Annotated in this window: 19 protein-coding genes; 12 read left to right on the top strand and 7 right to left on the bottom strand. The window is 63.1% G+C overall.

Going from position 1 to position 20,578, the window contains the following annotated elements; all coding sequences use genetic code 11:
- Positions 1 to 640: 640 nt before the first annotated feature.
- Entirely contained in the window at positions 641 to 1,330 is a 690-nt protein-coding gene (gene aqpZ / locus IG197_RS17510; RefSeq protein WP_067956705.1) for an aquaporin Z, read from the top strand.
- A gap of 72 nt (positions 1,331 to 1,402) precedes the next feature.
- Here the strand turns inward: aqpZ and IG197_RS17505 are convergent, their stop codons facing one another.
- Together IG197_RS17505 and IG197_RS17500 are read right to left on the bottom strand one after the other, a co-directional pair.
- Positions 1,403 to 2,125: a beta-ketoacyl-ACP reductase gene (locus IG197_RS17505; RefSeq protein WP_192313737.1), complete on the bottom strand. Its 723-nt coding sequence runs from the start codon at positions 2,123 to 2,125 to the stop codon at positions 1,403 to 1,405.
- 112 nt (positions 2,126 to 2,237) lie between these two features.
- Positions 2,238 to 3,422 (bottom strand): acetyl-CoA C-acetyltransferase, encoded by a 1,185-nt coding sequence (locus IG197_RS17500; protein WP_067956699.1) that lies wholly within the window; start codon positions 3,420 to 3,422, stop codon positions 2,238 to 2,240.
- A 294-nt stretch (positions 3,423 to 3,716) separates the two neighbouring features.
- Between IG197_RS17500 and phaR the strand changes: the two genes are divergently transcribed.
- Both phaR and IG197_RS17490 read left to right on the top strand, forming a co-directional pair.
- Complete coding sequence (phaR, locus tag IG197_RS17495) at positions 3,717 to 4,316, top strand: polyhydroxyalkanoate synthesis repressor PhaR (RefSeq protein WP_067966042.1); 600 nt, start codon at positions 3,717 to 3,719, stop codon at positions 4,314 to 4,316.
- Between the two features lie 361 nt (positions 4,317 to 4,677).
- A complete protein-coding gene (locus tag IG197_RS17490) occupies positions 4,678 to 5,106 on the top strand; it encodes a heme-binding protein (protein ID WP_067956696.1) in 429 nt (142 codons plus the stop codon).
- 32 nt (positions 5,107 to 5,138) lie between these two features.
- Here IG197_RS17490 and IG197_RS17485 read toward each other — a convergent pair whose 3' ends face one another.
- From IG197_RS17485 to mtgA, 3 genes are all read right to left on the bottom strand, one after another.
- Positions 5,139 to 5,552, bottom strand: coding sequence for a hypothetical protein (locus IG197_RS17485; protein WP_067956693.1), 414 nt, complete (start codon positions 5,550 to 5,552; stop codon positions 5,139 to 5,141).
- A gap of 171 nt (positions 5,553 to 5,723) precedes the next feature.
- The gene (gene rpmF, locus IG197_RS17480) at positions 5,724 to 5,906 is read right to left on the bottom strand and encodes a 50S ribosomal protein L32 (protein WP_008834724.1); all 183 of its coding nucleotides are present in this window, start codon (positions 5,904 to 5,906) and stop codon (positions 5,724 to 5,726) included.
- A gap of 153 nt (positions 5,907 to 6,059) precedes the next feature.
- Positions 6,060 to 6,770, bottom strand: a complete 711-nt coding sequence (gene mtgA / locus IG197_RS17475) for a monofunctional biosynthetic peptidoglycan transglycosylase (protein WP_192319833.1) — start codon at positions 6,768 to 6,770, stop codon at positions 6,060 to 6,062.
- A gap of 128 nt (positions 6,771 to 6,898) precedes the next feature.
- Between mtgA and IG197_RS17470 the strand changes: the two genes are divergently transcribed.
- The 4 genes from IG197_RS17470 to IG197_RS17455 all read left to right on the top strand — a co-directional run bounded on the left by IG197_RS17470 (position 6,899) and on the right by IG197_RS17455 (position 11,061).
- Entirely contained in the window at positions 6,899 to 7,816 is a 918-nt protein-coding gene (locus IG197_RS17470) for a polyprenyl synthetase family protein (RefSeq protein WP_192313734.1), read from the top strand.
- A gap of 118 nt (positions 7,817 to 7,934) precedes the next feature.
- On the top strand, positions 7,935 to 10,262 hold the full coding sequence (locus IG197_RS17465) for a response regulator (RefSeq protein WP_192313731.1): 2,328 nt from the start codon (positions 7,935 to 7,937) through the stop codon (positions 10,260 to 10,262).
- Between the two features lie 140 nt (positions 10,263 to 10,402).
- A complete protein-coding gene (locus IG197_RS17460) occupies positions 10,403 to 10,588 on the top strand; it encodes a hypothetical protein (protein ID WP_154386633.1) in 186 nt (61 codons plus the stop codon).
- 2 nt (positions 10,589 to 10,590) lie between these two features.
- Complete coding sequence (locus IG197_RS17455) at positions 10,591 to 11,061, top strand: PTS sugar transporter subunit IIA (protein WP_182574275.1); 471 nt, start codon at positions 10,591 to 10,593, stop codon at positions 11,059 to 11,061.
- Between the two features lie 12 nt (positions 11,062 to 11,073).
- Here IG197_RS17455 and IG197_RS17450 read toward each other — a convergent pair whose 3' ends face one another.
- A complete protein-coding gene (locus IG197_RS17450) occupies positions 11,074 to 11,928 on the bottom strand; it encodes a lytic transglycosylase domain-containing protein (protein WP_192313729.1) in 855 nt (284 codons plus the stop codon).
- A 2-nt stretch (positions 11,929 to 11,930) separates the two neighbouring features.
- The gene (ispG, locus tag IG197_RS17445) at positions 11,931 to 13,181 is read right to left on the bottom strand and encodes a flavodoxin-dependent (E)-4-hydroxy-3-methylbut-2-enyl-diphosphate synthase (protein WP_182574273.1); all 1,251 of its coding nucleotides are present in this window, start codon (positions 13,179 to 13,181) and stop codon (positions 11,931 to 11,933) included.
- A gap of 171 nt (positions 13,182 to 13,352) precedes the next feature.
- On the opposite strand from ispG, the gene IG197_RS17440 reads away from it, so the two are divergent.
- From IG197_RS17440 to IG197_RS17420, 5 genes are all read left to right on the top strand, one after another.
- Complete coding sequence (locus tag IG197_RS17440; RefSeq protein ID WP_192313727.1) at positions 13,353 to 13,946, top strand: hypothetical protein; 594 nt, start codon at positions 13,353 to 13,355, stop codon at positions 13,944 to 13,946.
- A gap of 119 nt (positions 13,947 to 14,065) precedes the next feature.
- Positions 14,066 to 14,848 carry a 3-hydroxybutyrate dehydrogenase gene (locus IG197_RS17435; RefSeq protein ID WP_083948733.1) on the top strand — a complete coding sequence of 261 codons (783 nt, stop codon included), beginning with the start codon at positions 14,066 to 14,068 and terminating at the stop codon, positions 14,846 to 14,848.
- 45 nt (positions 14,849 to 14,893) lie between these two features.
- The gene (locus IG197_RS17430) at positions 14,894 to 16,024 is read left to right on the top strand and encodes a patatin-like phospholipase family protein (protein WP_192313725.1); all 1,131 of its coding nucleotides are present in this window, start codon (positions 14,894 to 14,896) and stop codon (positions 16,022 to 16,024) included.
- Between the two features lie 242 nt (positions 16,025 to 16,266).
- On the top strand, positions 16,267 to 17,400 hold the full coding sequence (locus IG197_RS17425; RefSeq protein WP_192313723.1) for an efflux RND transporter periplasmic adaptor subunit: 1,134 nt from the start codon (positions 16,267 to 16,269) through the stop codon (positions 17,398 to 17,400).
- Positions 17,401 to 17,402: 2 nt separating this feature from the next.
- Complete coding sequence (locus tag IG197_RS17420) at positions 17,403 to 20,576, top strand: efflux RND transporter permease subunit (RefSeq protein WP_067956658.1); 3,174 nt, start codon at positions 17,403 to 17,405, stop codon at positions 20,574 to 20,576.
- Positions 20,577 to 20,578 lie beyond the last annotated feature (2 nt).

Genomic DNA, 20,578 nt, shown 5'->3' with positions numbered 1-20,578 from the left:
CCAGATTTAAGAGTTGGAACGAGTCTGGAACGAATCAGCGACGAATCACTGACTCCGGCAGATTCAGGTTTTGTTCACCCCAACATATAGATTTCGTGCTGGCAAGTCGCACCACATGCAGATTCTCTAAAGTGGCCCGTTTCATGCTTTAGCCCACTGCTGTTAACCTTTGCCGGCCAAGCGCCCGAACGCTCTGGCAAACCCGACGCAAAATAATGATTTTGTTGATGTTTCCTATCTCCGGGTTAACGCTGGAATCGTCGACGAGCGGCATTTCGTTAAGATTTGAACCAAATGCGGAACGAACAGGCGACGAATCACTGATAGGACAAGTTTCCTGATTTGTTCACCGCTAGATGTTGTGTCTTCCCCAACGACTCCACCGATTATCCACCGTGGAGTCACAGCCTTGTCCACAACAGGCTCCCGGGCGCGTTAATCTTTGCGTGCCAAAGCGGCACACCGCTGGTTCGACGAAAATATCTGTGATTGCATTACGTTAAGGGAACCACACCCGTTGAATGCGACAGCGAGGCATGTCTCCATCCGCATGTTGAGTCTGCGCGGCGGGGATTGCCCAGGCGGGGCCTCTGGAAAATGCGGTGCACCACGCAGGCGCACGACATCTGGAGGGAAGATCATGAGCAAACGTCTATTCGCCGAGTTCCTCGGCACATTCTGGCTTGTCTTTGGTGGTTGCGGCAGTGCGGTGCTTGCGGCTGCGTTTCCCGAACTCGGCATCGGCTTTGCCGGCGTAGCCCTGGCATTCGGCCTGACCGTGCTGACCATGGCCTATGCCGTCGGCGGCATCTCGGGCGGCCACTTCAACCCCGCAGTCTCTGTCGGCCTGATGATGGCCGGTCGCTTCGAAGCTAAGAACCTTGTGCCTTATGTCATCGCCCAGCTTGTCGGCGCCATCGTCGCCTCGACGGTGCTCTACCTCATCGTCAGCGGTAAGGCCGACTTTGCCGGTATCGGCGGCTTCGCGACCAACGGCTATGGCGACGCTTCACCCGGCAAATATGGCCTGACCTCGGCATTGATCATCGAGGTCGTTTTGACCTTCATGTTCCTGATGATCATCCTGGGCTCGACCCATGGACGCGTGCCGGCCGGCTTCGCACCGATCGCCATTGGCCTTGCGCTGACGCTTATCCACCTGATCTCGATTCCGGTCACCAACACCTCGGTCAACCCGGCCCGCTCGACCGGACCGGCGCTGTTCGTCGGCGGCATCGCCCTGCAGCAGTTGTGGTTGTTCTGGGTAGCCCCGATCGTCGGCGCGGCGATCGCCGGCATCGTTCACAAGGCGATGTTCGAAAAGGACTGAGCCTCACCGGCCAGACGCGAAAACGGCGCCTTGCGGCGCCGTTTTCTTGTTTCGGGGCAGCAAGCCCGACGGTCAGACGAAATATTGTCCGCCGTTTGCGGACAGGGTCGCGCCCGTGATGAAGCCCGATTGTTCCGATGCCAGGAACACCACGCAGCGCGCGATCTCTTCAGGCTCGCCGAGCCTGCTGACCGGGATCTGGGCGATGATCGATTCCCGCACCTTTTCCGGAACCGCCATCACCATCTCGGTGGCAATGTAGCCGGGACAGATGACATTGACGGTGATGCCGACGCGGGCGCCTTCCTGGGCCAGGGCCTTGGTGAAGCCGATGTCGCCTGCCTTGGAGGCCGAATAATTGGCCTGGCCGGCCTGGCCCTTCTGGCCGTTGATCGAGGAGATGGTGATGACGCGGCCGAACTTGCGGTCACGCATGCCGCTCCACAGCGGATGGGTCATGTTGAAGGCACCGTTCAGGTTGGTGTCGATGACTTCCTTCCACTGCTCGCGCGTCATCTTGTGGAACATCGAGTCGCGCGTGATGCCGGCGTTGTTGACCAGCACCGAGACGGGGCCGAGGTCAGCCTCGACCTGCTTGATGCCGGCCTCGCAGGCGTCGTAGTCGGCGACCGACCATTTGTAGACCGGAATGCCCGTCTCGGCCTTGAACTTCTGCGCAGCTTCGTCATTGCCGGCGTAGTTGGCCGCAACCGAGTAGCCCGCCTCCTTCAGCGCGATCGAAATAGCAGCACCGATGCCGCGCGATCCTCCGGTAACCAGTGCAACCTTGCTCATGCGTTTCCCCTTTTCTGCTGCTTGATGGACTGCCCTTGCGACAGGCTTTTCCCTTGCGAGAGGCTTTTAGAGACAAAAAGGGCGGCACATCGGCCGCCCTTTTGTTTTCGATCTACATCGCCTCGACACACATCGCGACGCCCATGCCGCCGCCGATGCACAGGGTCGCCAGACCCTTTTTCGCACTGCGCCGGCGCATTTCGTAGACCAGCGTGTTGAAGACGCGGGCGCCGGACGCGCCCACCGGATGGCCGATGGCAATGGCGCCGCCATTGACGTTGACGATCGCCGGATCCCAGCCCATGTCCTTGTTGACCGCGCAGGCCTGTGCGGCGAAAGCCTCGTTGGCTTCGACCAGGTCGAGATCGCCGACCGACCAGCCGGCCTTTTCCAGCGCCTTGCGCGACGCCGGGATCGGGCCGGTGCCCATGATCTGCGGGTCGACGCCGGCGGTCGCCCAGGAAACGATGCGGACCAGCGGGGTGAGGCCGCGGCGTACAGCCTCGGCTTCGGTCATCAGCACGACAGCGGCAGCGCCGTCATTGATGCCGGAGGCATTGCCGGCGGTGACGGAGCCTTCCTTGTCGAAGGCAGGCCGCAGCTTGGCAAGCGAATCGAGGGTCGCACCGTGGCGGATGTATTCGTCCTGGTCGACGATGGTGTCGCCCTTCTTGCCTTTGATGGTGACCGGAACGATCTCGTCCTTGAAGCGGCCTGCAACCTGCGCGGCTTCGGCCTTGTTCTGCGAGGCGACGGCGAACTGGTCCTGCTCGTCGCGGGTCAGCTGCCACTGGCGCGCGACGTTCTCGGCGGTGTTGCCCATGTGGTAGCCGTAGAAGGCGTCGGTCAGGCCGTCCTTGATCATCGTGTCGATCATCTTGAAGTCGCCCATCTTCACGCCGCCACGCAGGTGCTGGCAGTGCGGCGCCATCGACATCGATTCCTGGCCGCCGGCGACGATGATCTTGGCGTCGCCGGTAGCAATCTGCTGCATGCCGATGGCAATGGTGCGCAGGCCCGAGCCGCACAGCTGGTTGAGGCCCCAGGCGGTCGCCTCCTGCGGCACACCCGCCGCCATGGCCGCCTGGCGGGCCGGGTTCTGGCCGGCGCCGGCGGCAAGGATCTGGCCGAGGATGACTTCGTCGACTTCCCTGGGGTCGACACCGGCGCGTGCCAGCGCCTCGCGGACCGCGACTGCACCGAGTTCATGGGCCGGGGTGTTGGCGAAGGCACCGTTGAACGAGCCGACCGGCGTTCGAGCGGCGCTGGCGACGACGATGGAGGACGAGGCGGACATGTTTCTCTCCAGACTTCGTTTGACGAATGGTTCTGGCGCCTCGAGGACATTGGCGCTCATGACTTTTCTTGCCCGTTCCAGGACCCGAGTCAAACCGGAAAATCAACGGATCGCCGATGCTGCGGCCGCACTGCAGCAATGCTGCGCAGCATTTTTTTGCCGGCGTTGCCTCGCCTTGCCTTCTCGCAGTGCACAAACCACTTGGATTTGCGATTGCTTTGCGCTTATCCTCGTGGCCGGCGAAATGTTACCGGCTGCTTACACGGCATTCCGGTCTTCCGGGGGAGGATGCTGATGGTTGCCAAAGACACGCCAATCGTAATCAAGAAATACGCCAACCGCCGTCTCTACAACACCGGCACGAGTACTTACGTCACGCTCGAGGACCTGGCCGAAATGGTCAAGAAAGGCGAGGAATTTACCGTGCAGGACGCCAAGACCGGCGAGGATATCACGCACCCGGTTTTGACCCAGATCATCTTCGAACTGGAGAACAAGGACGGCCAGAACATGCTGCCGATCCCGTTCCTCAGGCAGCTGATCTCCTATTACGGCGACCAGATGCAGATGGTCGTGCCGAGCTTCCTCGAACAGTCCATGCTCGCCTTCTCGAAGGAACAGGAACGCTTCCGCGAACAGATGAAGGCGACCTTCGGCAAGGCGCCGATGGACATGATGAAGGGGACCGCGCCGATGAAGGCGCTGGAAGAGCAGACGCGCCGCAACATGGAGCTGTTCCAGAACGCGATGCGCATGTTCACCCCGTTTCCGATGCCCGGCACGGCAGCGCCCGCAGAGCCGGCGAAGAAAGAAACGCCCGAGAAGCCGGACGAGCTCAAGGAACTCAAGGACCAGCTCGCCGCCATGCAGCGCAAGATCGATTCGATGGGATGAGCACCCGGTCCGCCTTGGCGGATTGAAACGTCCGGTGGACGTTTCAAAGGGTGCGAACGCCGGGAAGCTGCCGGAGGCAGCGGGGCCCCGGCAGGGAACTGCGGCACTTAAGGCCGACGGAAAGCCAACTGCTTGGCTTTCCGAGCGTCGAACGCCCGGAGCGACAGCGAAGGGCCGGAGCGACAGCGAAGGGCCGGAGAGACTTGAAGCTTGAGCTCTTCCTTGAACCACCGGCAAGCCAACGCAGCACGCCCCCGCCCCTACCCTTTAGGACGAGAGATTTTCAACCTGACGCAGGGTTTTGCCGGGCGTCGGGAGGGTGTTTGCTAGACGCCCATCGATTTTATCAGGAGGACTGCACATGACCGAACTGACGCTGGCCAAGGCCAACGCCATCATCGACACCGCTTTCGGCCTTGCCGCCGAGCAGAAGTTCAAGCCCCTGGGCGTCGCCGTGCTCGACGCCGGCGGCCACCTCCTGGCCTTCCAGCGCCAGGACGGCTCGCCCTTCATCCGCGCCGAAGTGGCGTCGGGCAAGGCCTATGGCGCGCTTGCCGTCGGCTCGAGCTCGCGCGCACTCGGCGTTGCCGCCGTCGAGCGTCCGCATTTCTTCCAGGGGCTTTCGGCGGTGTCGGGCGGAAAGATCGTACCGGTGCCGGGCGGCGTGTTGATCCGCAACAAGAATGGCGACGTGCTCGGCGCGGTCGGCATTTCGGGCGACACGTCGGACAATGACGAACTGGCGGCCATGGCCGGCATCGAATCGGCCGGCTTCGTCGCCAAGGTCTGACCTATCAAGCGCGCTCCTCGAGGAGCGCGCTTCTACTCGCGCCCAAACGTGACGTCCCGGTTGGCCGAACGGATCGATACCGAGAAGCCAGCCAGCACGTCGAGCAGCGAAATCACCATCAATATGAAGAAGACCGAGCTGGTGGCGCCGCGCACCAGCAGGAATTCGACCAGGAACGCGACAAAGACGAAGGTCGAAAGCAAGTGATCGACGACAGAGGCGCTGCCCGTGCGGGTCGCCTTGACGATCTCGACGAAGAAAAGCAGCAGCGCCACCACGATCAGCAGGTCGCCGAGGGTAAGCGCAAAACTGCCGCCCGACATCATCCCCAACGTGAGGATCTCGGTTGCCCACGGATTGCCGTCGGGGCCGCTGCCGAACAAGCCGGCCACGCCGATATTGTAGAGGACGAAGGGTATGATCAGAAGGGGAATGCCCGCGAGCATGGACCGGTCTCCGCTTTGCGCTGGCACCTTCTAGAATCCCCGGACGGCCGGGCGTCAAGGAAATTCAGCACCATCATCCGGACATGCAAAAAGAAAGGACCGGCAAGGCCGGTCCTTTCCCAATTTGCTCGCTCGGGTAAAGCCGCTTGGCTTTCCCTCGGGAAAAGCTGCTTAGCTTTCCTTCGGCGTCAGAACCTGGCGACCGCGATACATGCCGGTCTTGAGGTCGATGTGGTGCGGGCGGCGCATTTCGCCGGAATTCTTGTCCTCGACATAGGTCGGGGCCTTCAGCGCGTCGGCCGAGCGGCGCATGCCGCGCTTGGACGGGGAGGTTTTTCGTTTTGGAACAGCCATGGATATACTCCACCAATCGGTCAAATGACCCTGTCCGCCCTCGTGAAAGGGCCGCGCATGGGCCGGAAACTGAGAAAGTTGGCGAGCCTATACACGGCGAACGCAGGCTTGACCAGCCCGAAGCGACTCTTTTTTCAGCCGACAGCCGTCTATCTAGTTCAGGCACTGCACATAGGCGCCTGCCTTGGTGGCGCGGCGCTCGATGAGCGATGCGAGCCGCCTCAGCCCGGGTCCAGGCTTGGCTGGATTGCGTGCCGCCGGATTGGGCAAGGTTACCGCCAGAAGCGCTGCCTGGCGCCGCGACAGCTGGCTGGCCGGCTTGCCGAAATAATGCTGCGACGCCGCCTCGACGCCGTAGATGTTGGGGCCCCACTCGGCGATGTTGAGATAGATTTCCATGATCCGCCGCTTGGGCATCAGCGCATCGAAATAGATCGCCAGCGGCAGTTCCAGCGCCTTCCGCAGGAACGAGCGGCCATTCCAGAGATAAAGATTCTTCACCGTCTGCATCGGGATGGTCGAAGCACCACGAGTCGATTCCCCGTCGAGCGCATCGCTGATGACACCACGCAACTCACCCAGGTCGACGCCCCTGTGGGCGCAGAATTGCCCGTCCTCGGACATGATGACGGAATGCGCCATGACGGGCGCGATGTCGTCGAGCGGCACCCACTGGCGGTCATAGCCCTGCAGCGTGACGACATCCTTGATCATCAGCGTCGAGATCGGGCGCACGACCGGAGGCAGATAGAAGATGGTCAACACCACCGGCAGCGCGATCATCAGCGCGGCGAGCAGCGCACCGAGCCGCACCCAGCGGCGCAGGCTTCCGCGCGAGAACATCCCGCGTCGCGCTGCTGCCATCTCCAGCCTTTCGGTTTCCGGCTCTATGATCGGTTCCGACAACCCGTCCGCCCTGTCTTGTCAGCCTTTTGGCATAAAGGCGCTTGGCTTCTTGCGCAACGTCTGACTGTCGGCTACCGCTCGCCGCCATGACGATCGACAGCGATATCATGTTCGAAACCTTCCTGCGCATGCGCGCGGAAACAGTCGAAACGCGGTTGCGGCAGTTGCTCGGCGAGAGCCCCCTGTCCGGCGAGATCGCACGGCCCGGGCATCTGATGGCGGCGATGCGCCATGGCGTGCTCAACGGCGGCAAGCGGCTGCGCCCATTCCTGGTGCTGGAGAGTGCTGCCCTGTTCGATGCTGATGGCGAGGCAGCTCTGCGTGTCGCAACTGCGCTCGAATGTGTGCATTGCTATTCGCTGATCCATGACGACCTGCCGGCGATGGACGACGACGACCTGCGCCGCGGCCAACCGACGGTGCACAAGGCTTTCGACGAGGCGACGGCGATCCTCGCCGGCGACGGCCTGTTGACCTTTGCCTTCGACATTATTGCCGACGAGGCGACGCCGTTGCCGGCCGACCGCCGCGCAGCCCTCGTCTTGGCGCTGGCGCGCGCTGCCGGCCCCGGCGGCATGGTCGGCGGCCAGGCACTCGATCTCGACGCCGAACACAACAAACCCGACGAAACAGGCATCATAAGACTGCAAGCGATGAAGACCGGCGCCCTGATCCGCTTCGCCTGCGAGGCCGGCGCCATCGTTGGCGGCGCATCTGCCGACGAGCGTGAAAGACTGGCCGAGTTCGGTTCGGCGATCGGGCTCGCCTTCCAGCTTGCCGACGACCTGCTCGACCTCACCGCCGACGCCGAGACGATGGGCAAGGCAACCGGCAAGGACGCAGCCGCCGGCAAGGCGACGCTGGTTTCACTCCACGGCCCCAACTGGGCCCGCTCCCAGCTTGTTGGCCTGGTCAACCAGGCGCACGACTTGCTGGAGCCCTTCGGCGAACGCGCAATCATGCTCAAAGCTGCCGCAAGTTTCGTCGCAGAGCGCAACAGCTGATCTTTACTGTCAGCCGGCAAGCAACATTTCGCGGACAAGTTGTGCGGGTCAGAAACTCTTAATGTTAATGGTGTCTATTCCGGCTCTGTAAATTGTGCGTATGTGTTTGGGGTTGCGCATGCCGGAGCACTCGTCCTTCATCCGTTCCATACGGATCCGATATCTTTCGGGTCTCCTGATCTTCGCCCTGACGTCCATCGCCGTCATGCTGGCCTTCAGCCAGGGCAATACTTATCGCCGCGACGTCGATGCCATTGCCGCCGAGCTACAACTGTTCTCACGCGAGCTGCGCAATGCCAGCAGCTTCGCCGAGACGACGAACGGTACCTGGCGGCCGGAAACGCAGGAAGCGCTGGCGGCTGCCGCCCGCAACCATGCTCTCAGGCTCGACGCCCGCATCAGCCACCTGGCCAGCTCGATCGACACCGTCCGCCCCAGCCTGTCCGACAAATCCGTGCGCGAACTCGACAGCGCATCCGTCAATGGCGATCTGTTCTGGTCGGCACGCGACATCACCCACAACCTCGGAGCGCTGGCGAGTGCCAAGACCTCCGACGAATGGAGCTATCGCGAGATCCGCAACCAGAACGATCTTTTCGCCCAGCCGATGCTGCTGCGCGCCACGGCCGCCATGGAAAACGAACGCCGTTATGCCGAAGCGCACAGCGACCGGCTGCTGACCACGGCCGCCGCACTCCTGATCCTGGTCATCGGCGGCGTCGCTGCGTGGGTCTTCCGCCCGATGGAACACGCCATCCGCAAGGCATTCTCCGAAAGTGCCGAGTCGCTGTCGAAGGCCGAAGCGGCCGACCGGGCAAAGTCGGAATTCCTTGCCAATATGAGCCATGAGATCCGGACGCCGATGAACGGTGTCCTCGGCATGGCCGAGCTCTTGGCACGCACCGACCTGACCCCACGCCAGAAGACCTTCACTGAAGTCATCGTGAAATCGGGCAACGCGCTGCTGACGATCATCAACGACGTACTCGACTTCTCCAAGATCAACGCCGGCCAGTTGACGCTCGACCCGGCCCCGTTCCATCTCGGCGAGGCGGTCGAGGATGTCGCGACGCTGATCTCGGCCCGGGTTGCCGAAAAGAACCTCGAGCTCATCGTCCGCGTCGATCCCCGCCTGCCGAGCCATGTCACCGGCGACGTCGGGCGCTTCCGCCAGATCATCACCAACATGCTCGGCAATGCGGTGAAGTTCACCGAGCGCGGCCATGTGCTTGTCGACGTGACCGGCGAGGTCGTCGATGGGACCGTGGCACTCAGCATCCGTGTCGAGGACACCGGCATCGGCATCCCCGCGGACAAGCTGCAGAGCGTGTTCGAGAAATTCGCTCAGGTCGACGGCAGCTCGACGCGTCGCCATGAAGGCACCGGCCTCGGCCTTGCCATCGCGGCCCGCCTTGTCGACCTGATGGGGGGCCGTATCGGCGTCGAAAGCGAGCTGGGCAAGGGTTCGGTGTTCTGGTTCACAGCGATGCTGCCGGTCCATGAAGCGCAACAGGAAAGCAGCGTCGTGCCGGTCGACGTCACCGGCGCGCGCGTGCTGGTCATCGACGACAATCCGGTCAACCGCGAAATCCTGCTGGAGCAGCTGAAGAGCTGGGGTTTCGACTGTGCAGCCGCGGAAAGCGGCGCCATCGGCCTCGCCTTCCTGGACCGCGCCGCCCAGCTCGGCGCCAGCGTCGACTGCGTCATCCTCGACTACCAGATGCCCGGCATGAACGGCGCCGATGTCGCCAAGGCAATCGCCGCCGACAGCCGCATCTCGTCGATCCCGGTGGTGCTGTTAACTTCGGTCGACCAAATCGATTTCTCCCGCATGGTGCTTGATTTCGGCATCGCCGCGCATCTGACCAAGCCCGCCCGCTCGGCAGTGCTGCTCGGAACGGTGATCGCTGCGGTGCAGAAGGCCCGATCGCAGGCCGGCCGCACCGAATTCGTGCGCGAGCCGGTCCGACACACACCTGCATTCACGGTCATCCGCGGCCCTTCCGTCGCACCGGTCGCCCATCACGAGCCGGCAGTGTTGCAATCCAGCGGGCTCGACGTCCTGGTGGCCGAGGACAATGAGGTCAACCAGCTCGTCTTCGGCCAGATTCTATCCGGCCTCGGGCTCAGCCACCGCATCGCCGGCAATGGCCGCACGGCGGTGGAGATGTACCGCACCTTCAAGCCCAAGCTGATCCTGATGGATGTTTCGATGCCGGAGATGAACGGCTACGAGGCGACACGCGCCATCCGCTTGGAGGAAGCGGCCAATGGCAGCCGCACGCCGATCATCGGTGTGACAGCGCATGCGTTGAAGGGCGACCGCGAGAAATGCATTGACGCCGGCATGGACGATTACCTGCCCAAGCCGGTGTCGCCCGACAAGCTCGGCGCCAAGATCGGCATCTGGCTGAGCGAGAGCGCCGAGCTCGTCCAGTCTGCGTGACGACGCAAACTGCCTATGACTTCTTTATTTCTTGGCAGTTCCGCCCGTCTCGAATCCTGATGCGGCTGATTTTACCTTCCTGACGCGACCGGACGACGGCGACCTCGCCGCTCCGGCGTGAACAACAAGGAAGTAAGAAAATGCTTCGTACCCAGATGCCCGACCGGTTCGTCAGTGCACGGACCACAGAGCCCACGCGCCGTGATGCCGCCAATGACGGTAAGCTGGTCAAGGGCCAGACCGAGCCCTTCATGTTCACCCGCCTGTTCTTCGTCACCGGCGTGCTGCTGGGCGGCCTGGCGTTGGCCACCATGCTTTCAAGCTGACAATGGAAATCTCGGACGTGATTTCGGTCGAGGACGTGGTCCTCGACCTCCGGCCGGAGAGCAAGACACGACTGCTCAAAGCGCTTGCGGCGCATGCCGCACGCCGCACCGGCTGTCCGGCCGCCGAGATCAGTTCGACGCTTGCAGCCAGGGAAAAGCTCGGCTCGACCGGGCTTGGCCAAGGCGTTGCCATCCCGCATTCCAGGTTGCGCGGGCTGCAGACGCCCTATGGCGCGTTTGTAAGACTGGCCGCACCCTGTGCCTTCGAGGCTATCGACGACCGGGATGTCGACCTTGTCGTGCTGCTGCTGTTGCCGGAGGCCTCGCCGCAGGAACATCTCAACGTGCTGGCCAAGATCGCCCGTCGGCTGCGCGACGTCGAAGTGGTGGCAAGCCTGCGCAAGGCAGGCGACGCTGCCACCTGTCATCGCTTGCTCACGGACCAGCCGCTCAAGAGCTCGGCAGCCGCCTGAACAGACCGGCCGTCAGCGGTTCCTGACCACGATGCAGGAGCCGCCGATGCTGCGCAGGCTCTGGCAGATCTGGCCTGCTTCGCTGCGGTCGTCGGCGCCGATGCGCACGGCATAGATGCCACGTCGGCCGATTGGCGTACGCACGCGACTTACGACAGGATCATGCGACGACAGCAGCTTCGGAAATCGTCCCTCGAGCCGCTGCCACTGCCTGATCGCCGCCGCGCGGCGGAAATTGCCGGCGACCTGGATGCCCCAGGGTTTCACATGCACGCTGGCCATGGCGACTGTCTGGGACATGATCACCTTCAGGTTCTGGCAGGCGGCGGCAAAAGACATGTTGGGATCGAGCGGCCGGTTCGTGCCGGCATGGGCCTTGTCGGCAAAATTGTCGGCCGGCTCGCCCATGATGTCGAGCACATAGTCCTCGGTTTCGAGCGGCAGGAAGCCGCCTGACGACAGCCAGCGCGCGACGCGGTTCTCGCCGGCATTGTAGGCAGCGGCGGCCAGGCCAAGATTGCCGAAGCCGGATTTGAGCTCGCCGAGATAGCGCGCCGACGCCGGGATCGCCTGCTCCATGTCGAACGGATTGGCGAGGCCGCGCATCGCGGCGGTACCGGGCATGAACTGGGCAATGCCTTCCGCACCTGCCGGGCTCACCGCATTCGGATCGAAACGGCTCTCCTTCCAGATCAGCCTTGCGAAGAACTCGCTAGGCAGGCCGTGGCGTCGGGCATGGGTGTCGATGAGCTCGCAGACGCGCGCGGCATGGGTCTTCTTCGGCGACCGTGGCGGATCGGCCAATGCAGGCAGGCACATGGCAAGCGAGACGAGGAAAGCCAGAGCTGCCCTCGACAGGTTGCGCATCCCTATTCGGCTGCCGCCTGGCCGCGGCCGAAACGCTGCTCGATATAATCGGCAACCATCTTTTCGAAATCCGCGGCGATCGCTGGACCGCGCAGCGTCGCGGCCTTCTTGCCGTCGATGAACACAGGCGCCGTCGGCGTCTCGCCGGTGCCAGGCAACGAGATGCCGATGTCGGCATGCTTGGATTCGCCCGGACCATTGACGATGCAGCCCATCACCGCAACCTTCAGCATTTCGACGCCGGGATACTTCTCGCGCCAGACCGGCATGTTCTTGCGCAGATCGTCCTGGATGTTCTGGGCCAGCTCCTGGAACACGGTCGAGGTGGTGCGGCCGCAACCCGGGCATGCGGCAACGATCGGCACGAACTGGCGGAAGCCCATCGTCTGCAGTAGCTCCTGCGACACCTGGACTTCCCTGGTGCGGTCGCCATTGGGCTCAGGCGTCAGCGAGATGCGGATGGTGTCGCCAATGCCCTGCTGCAACAGGATGCCCATCGCCGCCGACGAGGCGACGATGCCTTTCGAGCCCATGCCTGCTTCGGTCAGGCCGAGATGCAGCGCGTGGTTGGAGCGAGCGGCGAGCATTGTGTAGACGGCGATCAGGTCCTGGACGCCGCTGACCTTGGCCGAAAGGATGATGTTTTCACGCGGCAGGCCGATTTCTTCGGCGAGATCCGCCGAGATCAGCGCCGACTGCACGATCGCCTCGTGCATGACCTGGCTGGCGGTGAGCGGCGAGCCGTTCGCCTGGTTCTCGTCCATCAGCCGGGTCAGCAAATCCTGGTCGAGCGAGCCCCAGTTGACGCCGATGCGCACAGGCTTGTCGTGGCGGATCGCCATCTCGACGATGTCGGCAAACTGCTTGTCCTTCTTCTCCTTGAACCCGACATTGCCCGGATTGATGCGGTACTTGGCCAGCGCCTCAGCACAAGCGGGATGGTCGGCAAGCAGCTTGTGGCCGATGTAATGGAAATCGCCGACCAAAGGCACGTTGATGCCAAGGCGGGCGAGACGGTCGCGGATGTGCGGAACGGCGGCGGCACTTTCGTCGCGGTCGACGGTGATGCGCACGATTTCGGACCCGGCGCGATGAAGCGCTGCGACCTGGGCGACGGTCTTGTCGATGTCGGCCGTATCGGTGTTGGTCATCGACTGCACGACGACGGGTGCTTCGCCACCAACGATCACGCCGCCGACGCTGACGCCGACCGACTTGCGGCGGGCAAATGGGGACGAAAAATAGCCGGTCATCGACGGCCTTCTTGAAGCTCGAGGTATCCGCGCCTGAGGTGGCGCGCGCTGCGCGCGATGTCAATATCGCAGGTGGTCGCGCCCGCCAAGGGCGGCGTTAACCTGGCAGCAAGCGGAGATGAACAACGGCGTCCAATGCTGTAGTGTGGACCCACATCCATGGGGGATTTCATGGCAGCATCGCTCCGCAGTCCCGTCTTGCCGCTTGTCGCCCTGTCAGCACTGCTCGTTTGCGCCCAAGCCCGCACCCAGGCAATCGAACCCGGCAAGGAGGGTGAACTCGCCAATTTCACCCCCCCTGAAGCCGGCGCACGCGCCTGTTTCGGCCGGATCTACGACGAAGCGCATCTCAAGGCGCATCCGAAGCAGCAGGTGACGGAAATGCAGTTCCGCATCGCCTACTACATTCACGAGCCGGACGCGTTTTACCCCAAGGGCCAGCGCAACTATTATTTCGAGGTCCTGGCCAAGCTGCGCGGCCACAAGCAGGCGAAGCCGCTCAGCGCGATGGGCGAATGCAGCCCCAGCGACGACGGCAAGTCGATCTTCTGCGGCGTCGATTGCGACGGCGGCGGCGTGATGGTCAAACGCAGCGTCGGCGGCAAGATAGTGGTCGATCTCGAGGCGCTCGGCCGACTGCGTATGACATCGGATTGCGGCGAGGACGAAGAAGGCGGGGTCGAGTTGTTGTCCGGCGCCGACGACAAGCGCTTCCTGCTGTCGAAGCAGGCCTCATCCGAGTGCCCGGCCTACGACGACTGGTAGGAAAAACTCGGTCCTCACCCCACAATTTCACGAAACTGTGCGACAGCGGTGCTTCTTTTGCGCCGCACAGCACGTATATGTTGCATCGCACCATAAAGATTCCCGAAGGATTTTCCTGCATGACCGCGACCAGGACCGCCATCGTCACCGGCTCGACCTCCGGCATCGGCCTCGCCATCGCCGAGGCTTTTGCCCGCGACGGCATGAACGTCGTCATCAACTCCTTTTCCGATACGCCGGCCGACCATGCCATCGCCGAACGGCTGTCGAAGGAACACAAGGCCGAGGTCGTCTACATCAAGGCCGACATGTCCAAGGCGGCCGAATGCCGGGCGCTGGTCGCCAGGGCCGCCGAGGAATTCGGTACCGTCGACGTTCTGGTCAACAATGCCGGCATCCAGCATGTCGCCCCGGTCGAGGACTTCCCCACAGAGAAGTGGGACGCCATCATCGCCATCAACCTGACGTCGGCGTTCCACACCACCGCGGCCGCGATCCCGCTGATGAAGAAGGCCGGCAGCGGCCGCATCATCAACATCGCCTCGGCCCATGGCCTGGTAGCCTCGGCCTACAAGTCTGCCTATGTCTCGGCCAAGCATGGCATTATGGGCCTGACCAAGACGGTGGCGCTGGAACTGGCGCAGGACAAGATCACCTGCAACGCCATCTGCCCCGGCTATGTGCTGACCCCGCTGGTCGAGGCGCAGATCCCCGACCAGATGAAGGCGCACAACATGGACCGCGAGACGGTGATCCGCGAGGTCATGCTCGACCGCCAGCCGACCAAGGAATTCGTCACCGTCGAGCAGATCGCAGCGACTGCCGTCTTCCTCGCCTCCCCGGCGGCAAGCCAGATCAACGGCACCCACATCTCGGTCGATGGCGGCTGGACGGCTCAGTAACGCTCCGCCAGGTAGACGAACCCCGACACAAAGGACAATGACGCCATGACTGGAAACGGCACGGCGGAGGAGAACAAGCCGATCAACGTGGCGCTGCAGGGTGGAGGTTCGCACGGAGCCTTCTCCTGGGGCGTGCTCGATCGCCTGCTGGAGGACGGCCGGCTCGACATCAGGGCCATCTCCGGCACCAGCGCCGGCGCGATGAACGCGGTGGCGTTGGCCGACGGCTGGGTCCGCGGCGGTGCCGAGGGTGCACGCGCCAAGCTCGCTGGGTTCTGGCGGGCAGTCGCACGAAAGGGGCGCTTCAGCCCGGTGCAGCGTTCGCCATGGGACGTGCTGTGGGGCAATTGGTCGATCGAGAACACCCCCGGCTACATCTGGTTCGACACCATGTCGCGGGTGCTGTCGCCCTATGTCGCCAATCCCCTGAACCTCAACCCGCTGCGGGACGTCGTCGCCGAGGAGATCGACTTCGCCAATGTCCGCGCCTGCAAGGACATCGACCTGTTCATCTCGGCGACCAATGTCGAGACCGGACAGTTGCGTGTGTTCAGCGACGGCGAGATCGACCTCGACACGGTGATGGCCTCGGCCTGTCTGCCGCAGATCTTCCAGGCCGTCGAGATCAATGGCGTGCCCTATTGGGACGGCGGCTATGGCGGCAATCCAGCGATCTATCCGTTCTTCAAGGCCAATGAAACGGACGACGTCCTGCTCGTCCAGATCAACCCCGTCATCCGCGAACAGACGCCGAAGACGGCCAACGAAATCCAGAACCGCATCGACGAGATCACCTTCAATGCCGGATTGCTGCGCGAATTCCGCGCCATCGCCTTCATCAAGGAGCTGATCGCCGCAGGCCGCCTGCCTCATGTTGAGTTCCGCGACATCCGCATGCACCGCATCGACGCCGACGAGGCGTTCAAGGATCTTTCAGCGTCGTCGAAGGTAAATGCCGAGTGGGCGTTCCTCGAATACTTGCGCGACCTTGGCCGCACGGCGGCCAGCGACTGGCTCGAGGACAACTTTGATTCGGTGGGCACGAAGGCCACGCTCGACCTATCCGGGCAGCTCGACGACGGCTTCAAGCCGCTGCATGGCCCCTCGGTCGGACGCCGCGTCCGCGAGTTTCTGGCCACCAGAACCAAGCCAGCTGCCGTTCGCCAGCACAACTAACCCGCGAAAATCCGTCATTGGGGACAAGCAACCACGGCGTGCTGACACCTCCTGCCAGTTTTGTCAGGATGATGTTTCCATTCTTTTTTATCACTATTTTGTAATCTTCATTTGATGTAGAAGACGCCCTTCCGCCGCTTTGCCCCCGCGGCGGATTGAATGCGGTATTGCGCGCCACCATATCGGGGCGACGCGCCAGGCAAGATGGCGGTAGCCGCAACCGTCCTTAACGGATAACGACAATGTCGAAGATTAGGTTCCATAAGCTTGCAGCCTTGGTCGTGCTCGTGGCATTCGCCGCGTGGATGGGCACTGGCGAATTCTCTTCGGTGGGCAGCGCTCAGACTCAACCCGACGAAAAACCTGCCCAGGCCGCAGAACAACCAAAGGCGCCGCTGCGCGCTGTCATGGTTGTCGCGCCGCCACGCGTCGAACACGCCCGCGCCATCCGCATTTCCGGCCAGACCGAAGCAGAAAAGCGCGCAACGCTTGCCACTCGTGCGGCCGGCATCATTGCCGAACTGCCGGTCAAGCAGGGCGACCACATCAAGCAGGGTGACCTGATCCTGATGCTCGACGCCGAAGAGAAGGCCGCAGCCGTCGAAACGGCAAAGGCGGTGCTGTCGCAGCGCAAAGCCGAATGGGAAGCAGCGCAGAAGCTCACCAAGGCAGGCTCTGCAGCCAAGCTGACCGGCGACATTGCATGGTCCAACTACCAGACCGCACAGTCGCAGCTCCAGGCATCCGAAGCCGAGCTGTCGCGCAACCAGGTCAAGGCTCCGTTCAACGGCGTCGTCGATCGTGTTTCTGTGGAGCTCGGCTCCTCGGTCGCGCAAGGCGGCGAGGTTGCCACGATCCTGAGTCTCGATCCGATCCTCGCCAAGGGCGAGATCAGCGAGCGCGACCTGCGCTACGTCAAGATCGGCGATGAGGCCGATGTCAGCCTGATCAACGGCGAAGTGGTCAAGGGCAAGGTTCGCTATATCAGCCGCGACGCCACCGCCAAGACCCGCACCTTCCCGATCGAGATCGCGGTCCCCAACAAGGACAATGCCATCCCGGCCGGCATGACCGCTGAAATCACCGTGCGCGCCAACCCGACCGACGCGGTGGTGTTGCCCCGTTCGGTGGTGACGCTCGGCCAGAACGGCGACCTCGGCATCCGCGCCATCGACGCGGCGTCGAAGGTGGTCTTCTTCCCGATCGACCTGGTCGACGACACCCAGAAGGGTCTCGTCCTCGGTGGCATCCCAGCTGACGCGAAGGTCATCATCGCCGGCCAGGACCTCGTCAAGGAAGGCGACGAAGTGCAGGCCCAGGTCGCCGACGAGGCGGCCCTCAAGAAACTCGCTGAAAGCGCAGCCGGGACGCAGTAAAAATGGATATCGTCAGCCTTGCGATCCGCAATGCGCGACTGACCCTTTCGGTCTTGCTCTTCCTGGTCATCGCGGGGGCGCTTGCCTACCGCGCCGTGCCCAAGGAAGCCGAGCCGGACGTCGCCATTCCGATCATGTATGTCAGCCTGGTGTACAACGGCATTTCGCCTGAAGACGCCGAACGACTGTTGCTGCGCCCTGTCGAATCTCAGCTCAAGAGCCTGAAGGGGCTCAAGGAGATGAAGTCGAACGCCTATCAGGGCGGCGCCAACGTCGTCGTCGAATTCGATCCGTCGGTCGATTTGGGCGACGCGTTGATCGACACGCGCAACAAGGTGCAGGACGCCAAGCGCGACCTCCCCGCGGGCGTCGAAGAACCGACAGTCAACGAGGTGAATCTGTCCGAATTCCCGGTCGTGTTCATCACGCTGTCCGGCGACATTCCGGAACGCGCTCTGACCGCCGCCGCCAAGGACCTGCGCGACCGCATCGAAGAGGTGCCCGGCGTGCTCGAGGCCGAGATCCAGGGATCTCGCGACGAGCTCGTCGAGGCGATCGTCGATCCGGTAAAGCTGTCTTCCTATGGCCTGCAGCTCGACCAGCTCATCCAGGGCGTCGGCGCATCGAACAGTCTCGTCGCCGCCGGTACCATCGAGGGAGCGGAAGGCAAATACGCAGTGAAGGTGCCGTCGCTGATCGAAACGCCGGAGGACGTCGCAAACCTGCCTGTCGTGGCCGGCCCGAACGCTGTGGTCCGAGTTCGCGACGTCGCCACCGTGCGTTCGACCTTCAAGGACGCCGAGACGATCGCCCGCATCGACGGCAGGCCGGCGATCACGCTGGCGGTCAAGAAGCGCATCGGCGCCAATGTCGTCGAGACCATCGAAGGCTCGAAGAAGGTTGCCGAAGAGTTCGTGGCAAAGAGCAAACAGGCGCTGCCCGACCTGCAGGTGACCTACACCCAGGACAAGTCGGTTTTCGTCAACCAGCTGCTGAACGACCTGCAGAACCACGTGATGATTGCCGTCATCCTGGTCTTCATCGTCATTCTCTATGCGCTTTCGGGGCGCGCCTCGATGCTGATCGGACTGGCGATCCCGTCTTCGTTCCTGATCGGCATCCTGCTGCTTGCCTTGATGGGCTACACGATCAACATGATCGTGCTGTTCTCGCTCATTCTGGCGGTTGGCATGCTTGTCGACGATGCGATCATCGTCACCGAATATGCCGAGCGCCGCATGTCGGAAGGCATGCCGAAGGCGCAGGCGTTCGAGGAAGCCGCCAAACGCATGGCCGGACCGGTCATTGCCGCGACCCTGACCCGCATCGCGGCGTTTTCGCCGCTGCTGTTCTGGCCAGGCATCGTCGGCGACTTCATGAAGTATCTGCCGATCACGCTGATCGTCACGCTCGCCGCCTCGATGGCCTATGCGTTGATTTTTGCCCCGGCGATCGGCGCAATCATCGGCAAGGCGCCGCTTCATGGCGAGGAAGAAAACCGCGACGGCCTCTACATGGCGATCGTCAAGAAGGCCGTGGCCTTCCCGATCACCGCCATCGTCCTGACGCTGATGCTGCTGGGCGGCGGCCTCTATTCCTACGTCAAGTTCGGCAATGGCGTGGAGTTCTTCCCCTCGGTCGAGCCGGACTACGGCCTGCTTTACGTCCACGCCCGCGGCAACCTCTCGCTTGAGGAAATGGACGCCGCAACACGCATCGCCGAACAGCGCATCATCGGCTGGCCCGGCATCAAGTCGGTACTGACCAAGGTCGGCAAGACACGCGGCGGCGAGGACGTTCCGGAAGACGTCGTCGGTGTCATCAACTATGAGTTCATCGACTGGCGCGAGCGCGAATCCGCGCACAAGATCCTCGAAGACCTGCGTGTCGCGATGGCCGGCATTCCGGGCGTCGATGTCGAGGTGCGCGTTCCGGACGCCGGCCCGCCGACCGGCAAGGCCATCCAGGTGCAGCTTTCGGCGACGGACCCGACCGGGCTCAACGACTATGCCAAGCTGGTGGCCGCGACCGTGGCCAAGGTTCCCGGCGTCATCGACCTTTCCGATGGCCTGCCGCCCCCCGGGGTCGACTGGGCGCTTGAGGTCGATCGCTCCAAGGCCGCGCAGTTCGGCATCAGCCCGACCTCTGTCGGAACGGTGGTTCAGCTCGTGACCACGGGCCTGAAACTGACCGACTATCGGCCCGCGGGCACGGACGACGCCGTCGACATCAGGCTGCGTCTGCCGGAGGACCGACGCACGCTGTCGGCGCTCGACGAGTTGCGCATCGAAACGGCACAAGGGTCTGTGCCTATCTCCAACTTCGTCTCGCGCAAGCCGGAGCCGACCGCTGGCGTCCTGAAACGTATCGACAGCAAGCGCACCATCACCATCCAGGCCAATGTGGCAGGCGGCTTCCAGGTCGCCGAAGTTCAGGCTGCGGTCGCCAAGGCCGTTGGTGAGATTGCCAAGCCGGGCGTCGACTGGAAGCTCGCCGGGTCGAACGAAGACAGCGCGGAGGCAGCTGCCTTCCTCAGCAATGCGTTCGGCGCCGCGATCTTCCTGATCTTCATCGTGCTTCTGGCGCAGTTCAACAAGTTCACCAGCGTGCTCTTGGTGTTGTCCTGCGTCGTCATGGCGGTGATCGGTGCGCTGCTCGGCATGTTGCTGACCGGTCAGACCTTCGTCATCGTCATGTCGGGCATCGGCTTCATCGCACTGGCCGGCGTGGTGGTGAACAACAACATCGTGCTGATCGACACCTATGATCGGCTGCGCGATGAAGGTTGGAACAAGCTCGACGCGGTGCTGCAGACCTGCCGCGAACGCGCGCGGCCCGTGGTACTGACCGCACTGTCGGCCATCCTTGGCGTCATGCCGATCGCCTTCGGCCTCGGCCTGGAGATCTTCCACCACGAGACGACGATCAACGCCCCGTCGACGCAGTGGTGGATCGCGCTCTCCTCGGCGATCGTCTTCGGCCTGTCGTTCGCCACCGTGCTGACACTGGTGGTGACGCCGGCGATGCTGATGGTGTTCACCCGCGAGAAACGCAAGCCCGGCCAGCGTGGCTGGTTCAGCAAGCTTCTCCACCGGAAGGACAAGGTCGAGGCTAGCGCCACCCCGGCGCCTGGCCCCGACGAACCTGCTGTCGCCTTCCCCAAGGCAGCGGAATAGAC

Origin of the sequence: Aminobacter sp. SR38 (genome assembly GCF_014843375.1) — a bacterium.
GTDB lineage: Bacteria > Pseudomonadota > Alphaproteobacteria > Rhizobiales > Rhizobiaceae > Aminobacter > Aminobacter ciceronei.
The sequence above is the reverse complement of the archived record's forward strand: the minus strand, read 5'-3'. Positions and strand labels throughout refer to the sequence as shown.

What these genes read in the sequence shown, in the direction of transcription:
- IG197_RS17505 (WP_192313737.1), bottom strand. Translation starts at nt 2,125, where the DNA reads ATGAGCAAGGTTGCACTGGTTACCGGAGGATCGCGCGGCATCGGTGCT.
- phaR (WP_067966042.1), top strand. Translation starts at nt 3,717, where the DNA reads ATGGTTGCCAAAGACACGCCAATCGTAATCAAGAAATACGCCAACCGC.
- IG197_RS17425 (WP_192313723.1), top strand. Translation starts at nt 16,267, where the DNA reads ATGTCGAAGATTAGGTTCCATAAGCTTGCAGCCTTGGTCGTGCTCGTG.
- IG197_RS17485 (WP_067956693.1), bottom strand. Translation starts at nt 5,552, where the DNA reads ATGCTCGCGGGCATTCCCCTTCTGATCATACCCTTCGTCCTCTACAAT.
- IG197_RS17470 (WP_192313734.1), top strand. Translation starts at nt 6,899, where the DNA reads ATGACGATCGACAGCGATATCATGTTCGAAACCTTCCTGCGCATGCGC.
- IG197_RS17460 (WP_154386633.1), top strand. Translation starts at nt 10,403, where the DNA reads ATGCTTCGTACCCAGATGCCCGACCGGTTCGTCAGTGCACGGACCACA.
- IG197_RS17500 (WP_067956699.1), bottom strand. Translation starts at nt 3,422, where the DNA reads ATGTCCGCCTCGTCCTCCATCGTCGTCGCCAGCGCCGCTCGAACGCCG.
- IG197_RS17430 (WP_192313725.1), top strand. Translation starts at nt 14,894, where the DNA reads ATGACTGGAAACGGCACGGCGGAGGAGAACAAGCCGATCAACGTGGCG.
- IG197_RS17420 (WP_067956658.1), top strand. Translation starts at nt 17,403, where the DNA reads ATGGATATCGTCAGCCTTGCGATCCGCAATGCGCGACTGACCCTTTCG.
- rpmF (WP_008834724.1), bottom strand. Translation starts at nt 5,906, where the DNA reads ATGGCTGTTCCAAAACGAAAAACCTCCCCGTCCAAGCGCGGCATGCGC.
- IG197_RS17435 (WP_083948733.1), top strand. Translation starts at nt 14,066, where the DNA reads ATGACCGCGACCAGGACCGCCATCGTCACCGGCTCGACCTCCGGCATC.
- ispG (WP_182574273.1), bottom strand. Translation starts at nt 13,181, where the DNA reads ATGACCGGCTATTTTTCGTCCCCATTTGCCCGCCGCAAGTCGGTCGGC.
- IG197_RS17455 (WP_182574275.1), top strand. Translation starts at nt 10,591, where the DNA reads ATGGAAATCTCGGACGTGATTTCGGTCGAGGACGTGGTCCTCGACCTC.
- mtgA (WP_192319833.1), bottom strand. Translation starts at nt 6,770, where the DNA reads ATGGCAGCAGCGCGACGCGGGATGTTCTCGCGCGGAAGCCTGCGCCGC.
- aqpZ (WP_067956705.1), top strand. Translation starts at nt 641, where the DNA reads ATGAGCAAACGTCTATTCGCCGAGTTCCTCGGCACATTCTGGCTTGTC.
- IG197_RS17450 (WP_192313729.1), bottom strand. Translation starts at nt 11,928, where the DNA reads ATGCGCAACCTGTCGAGGGCAGCTCTGGCTTTCCTCGTCTCGCTTGCC.
- IG197_RS17465 (WP_192313731.1), top strand. Translation starts at nt 7,935, where the DNA reads ATGCCGGAGCACTCGTCCTTCATCCGTTCCATACGGATCCGATATCTT.
- IG197_RS17490 (WP_067956696.1), top strand. Translation starts at nt 4,678, where the DNA reads ATGACCGAACTGACGCTGGCCAAGGCCAACGCCATCATCGACACCGCT.
- IG197_RS17440 (WP_192313727.1), top strand. Translation starts at nt 13,353, where the DNA reads ATGGCAGCATCGCTCCGCAGTCCCGTCTTGCCGCTTGTCGCCCTGTCA.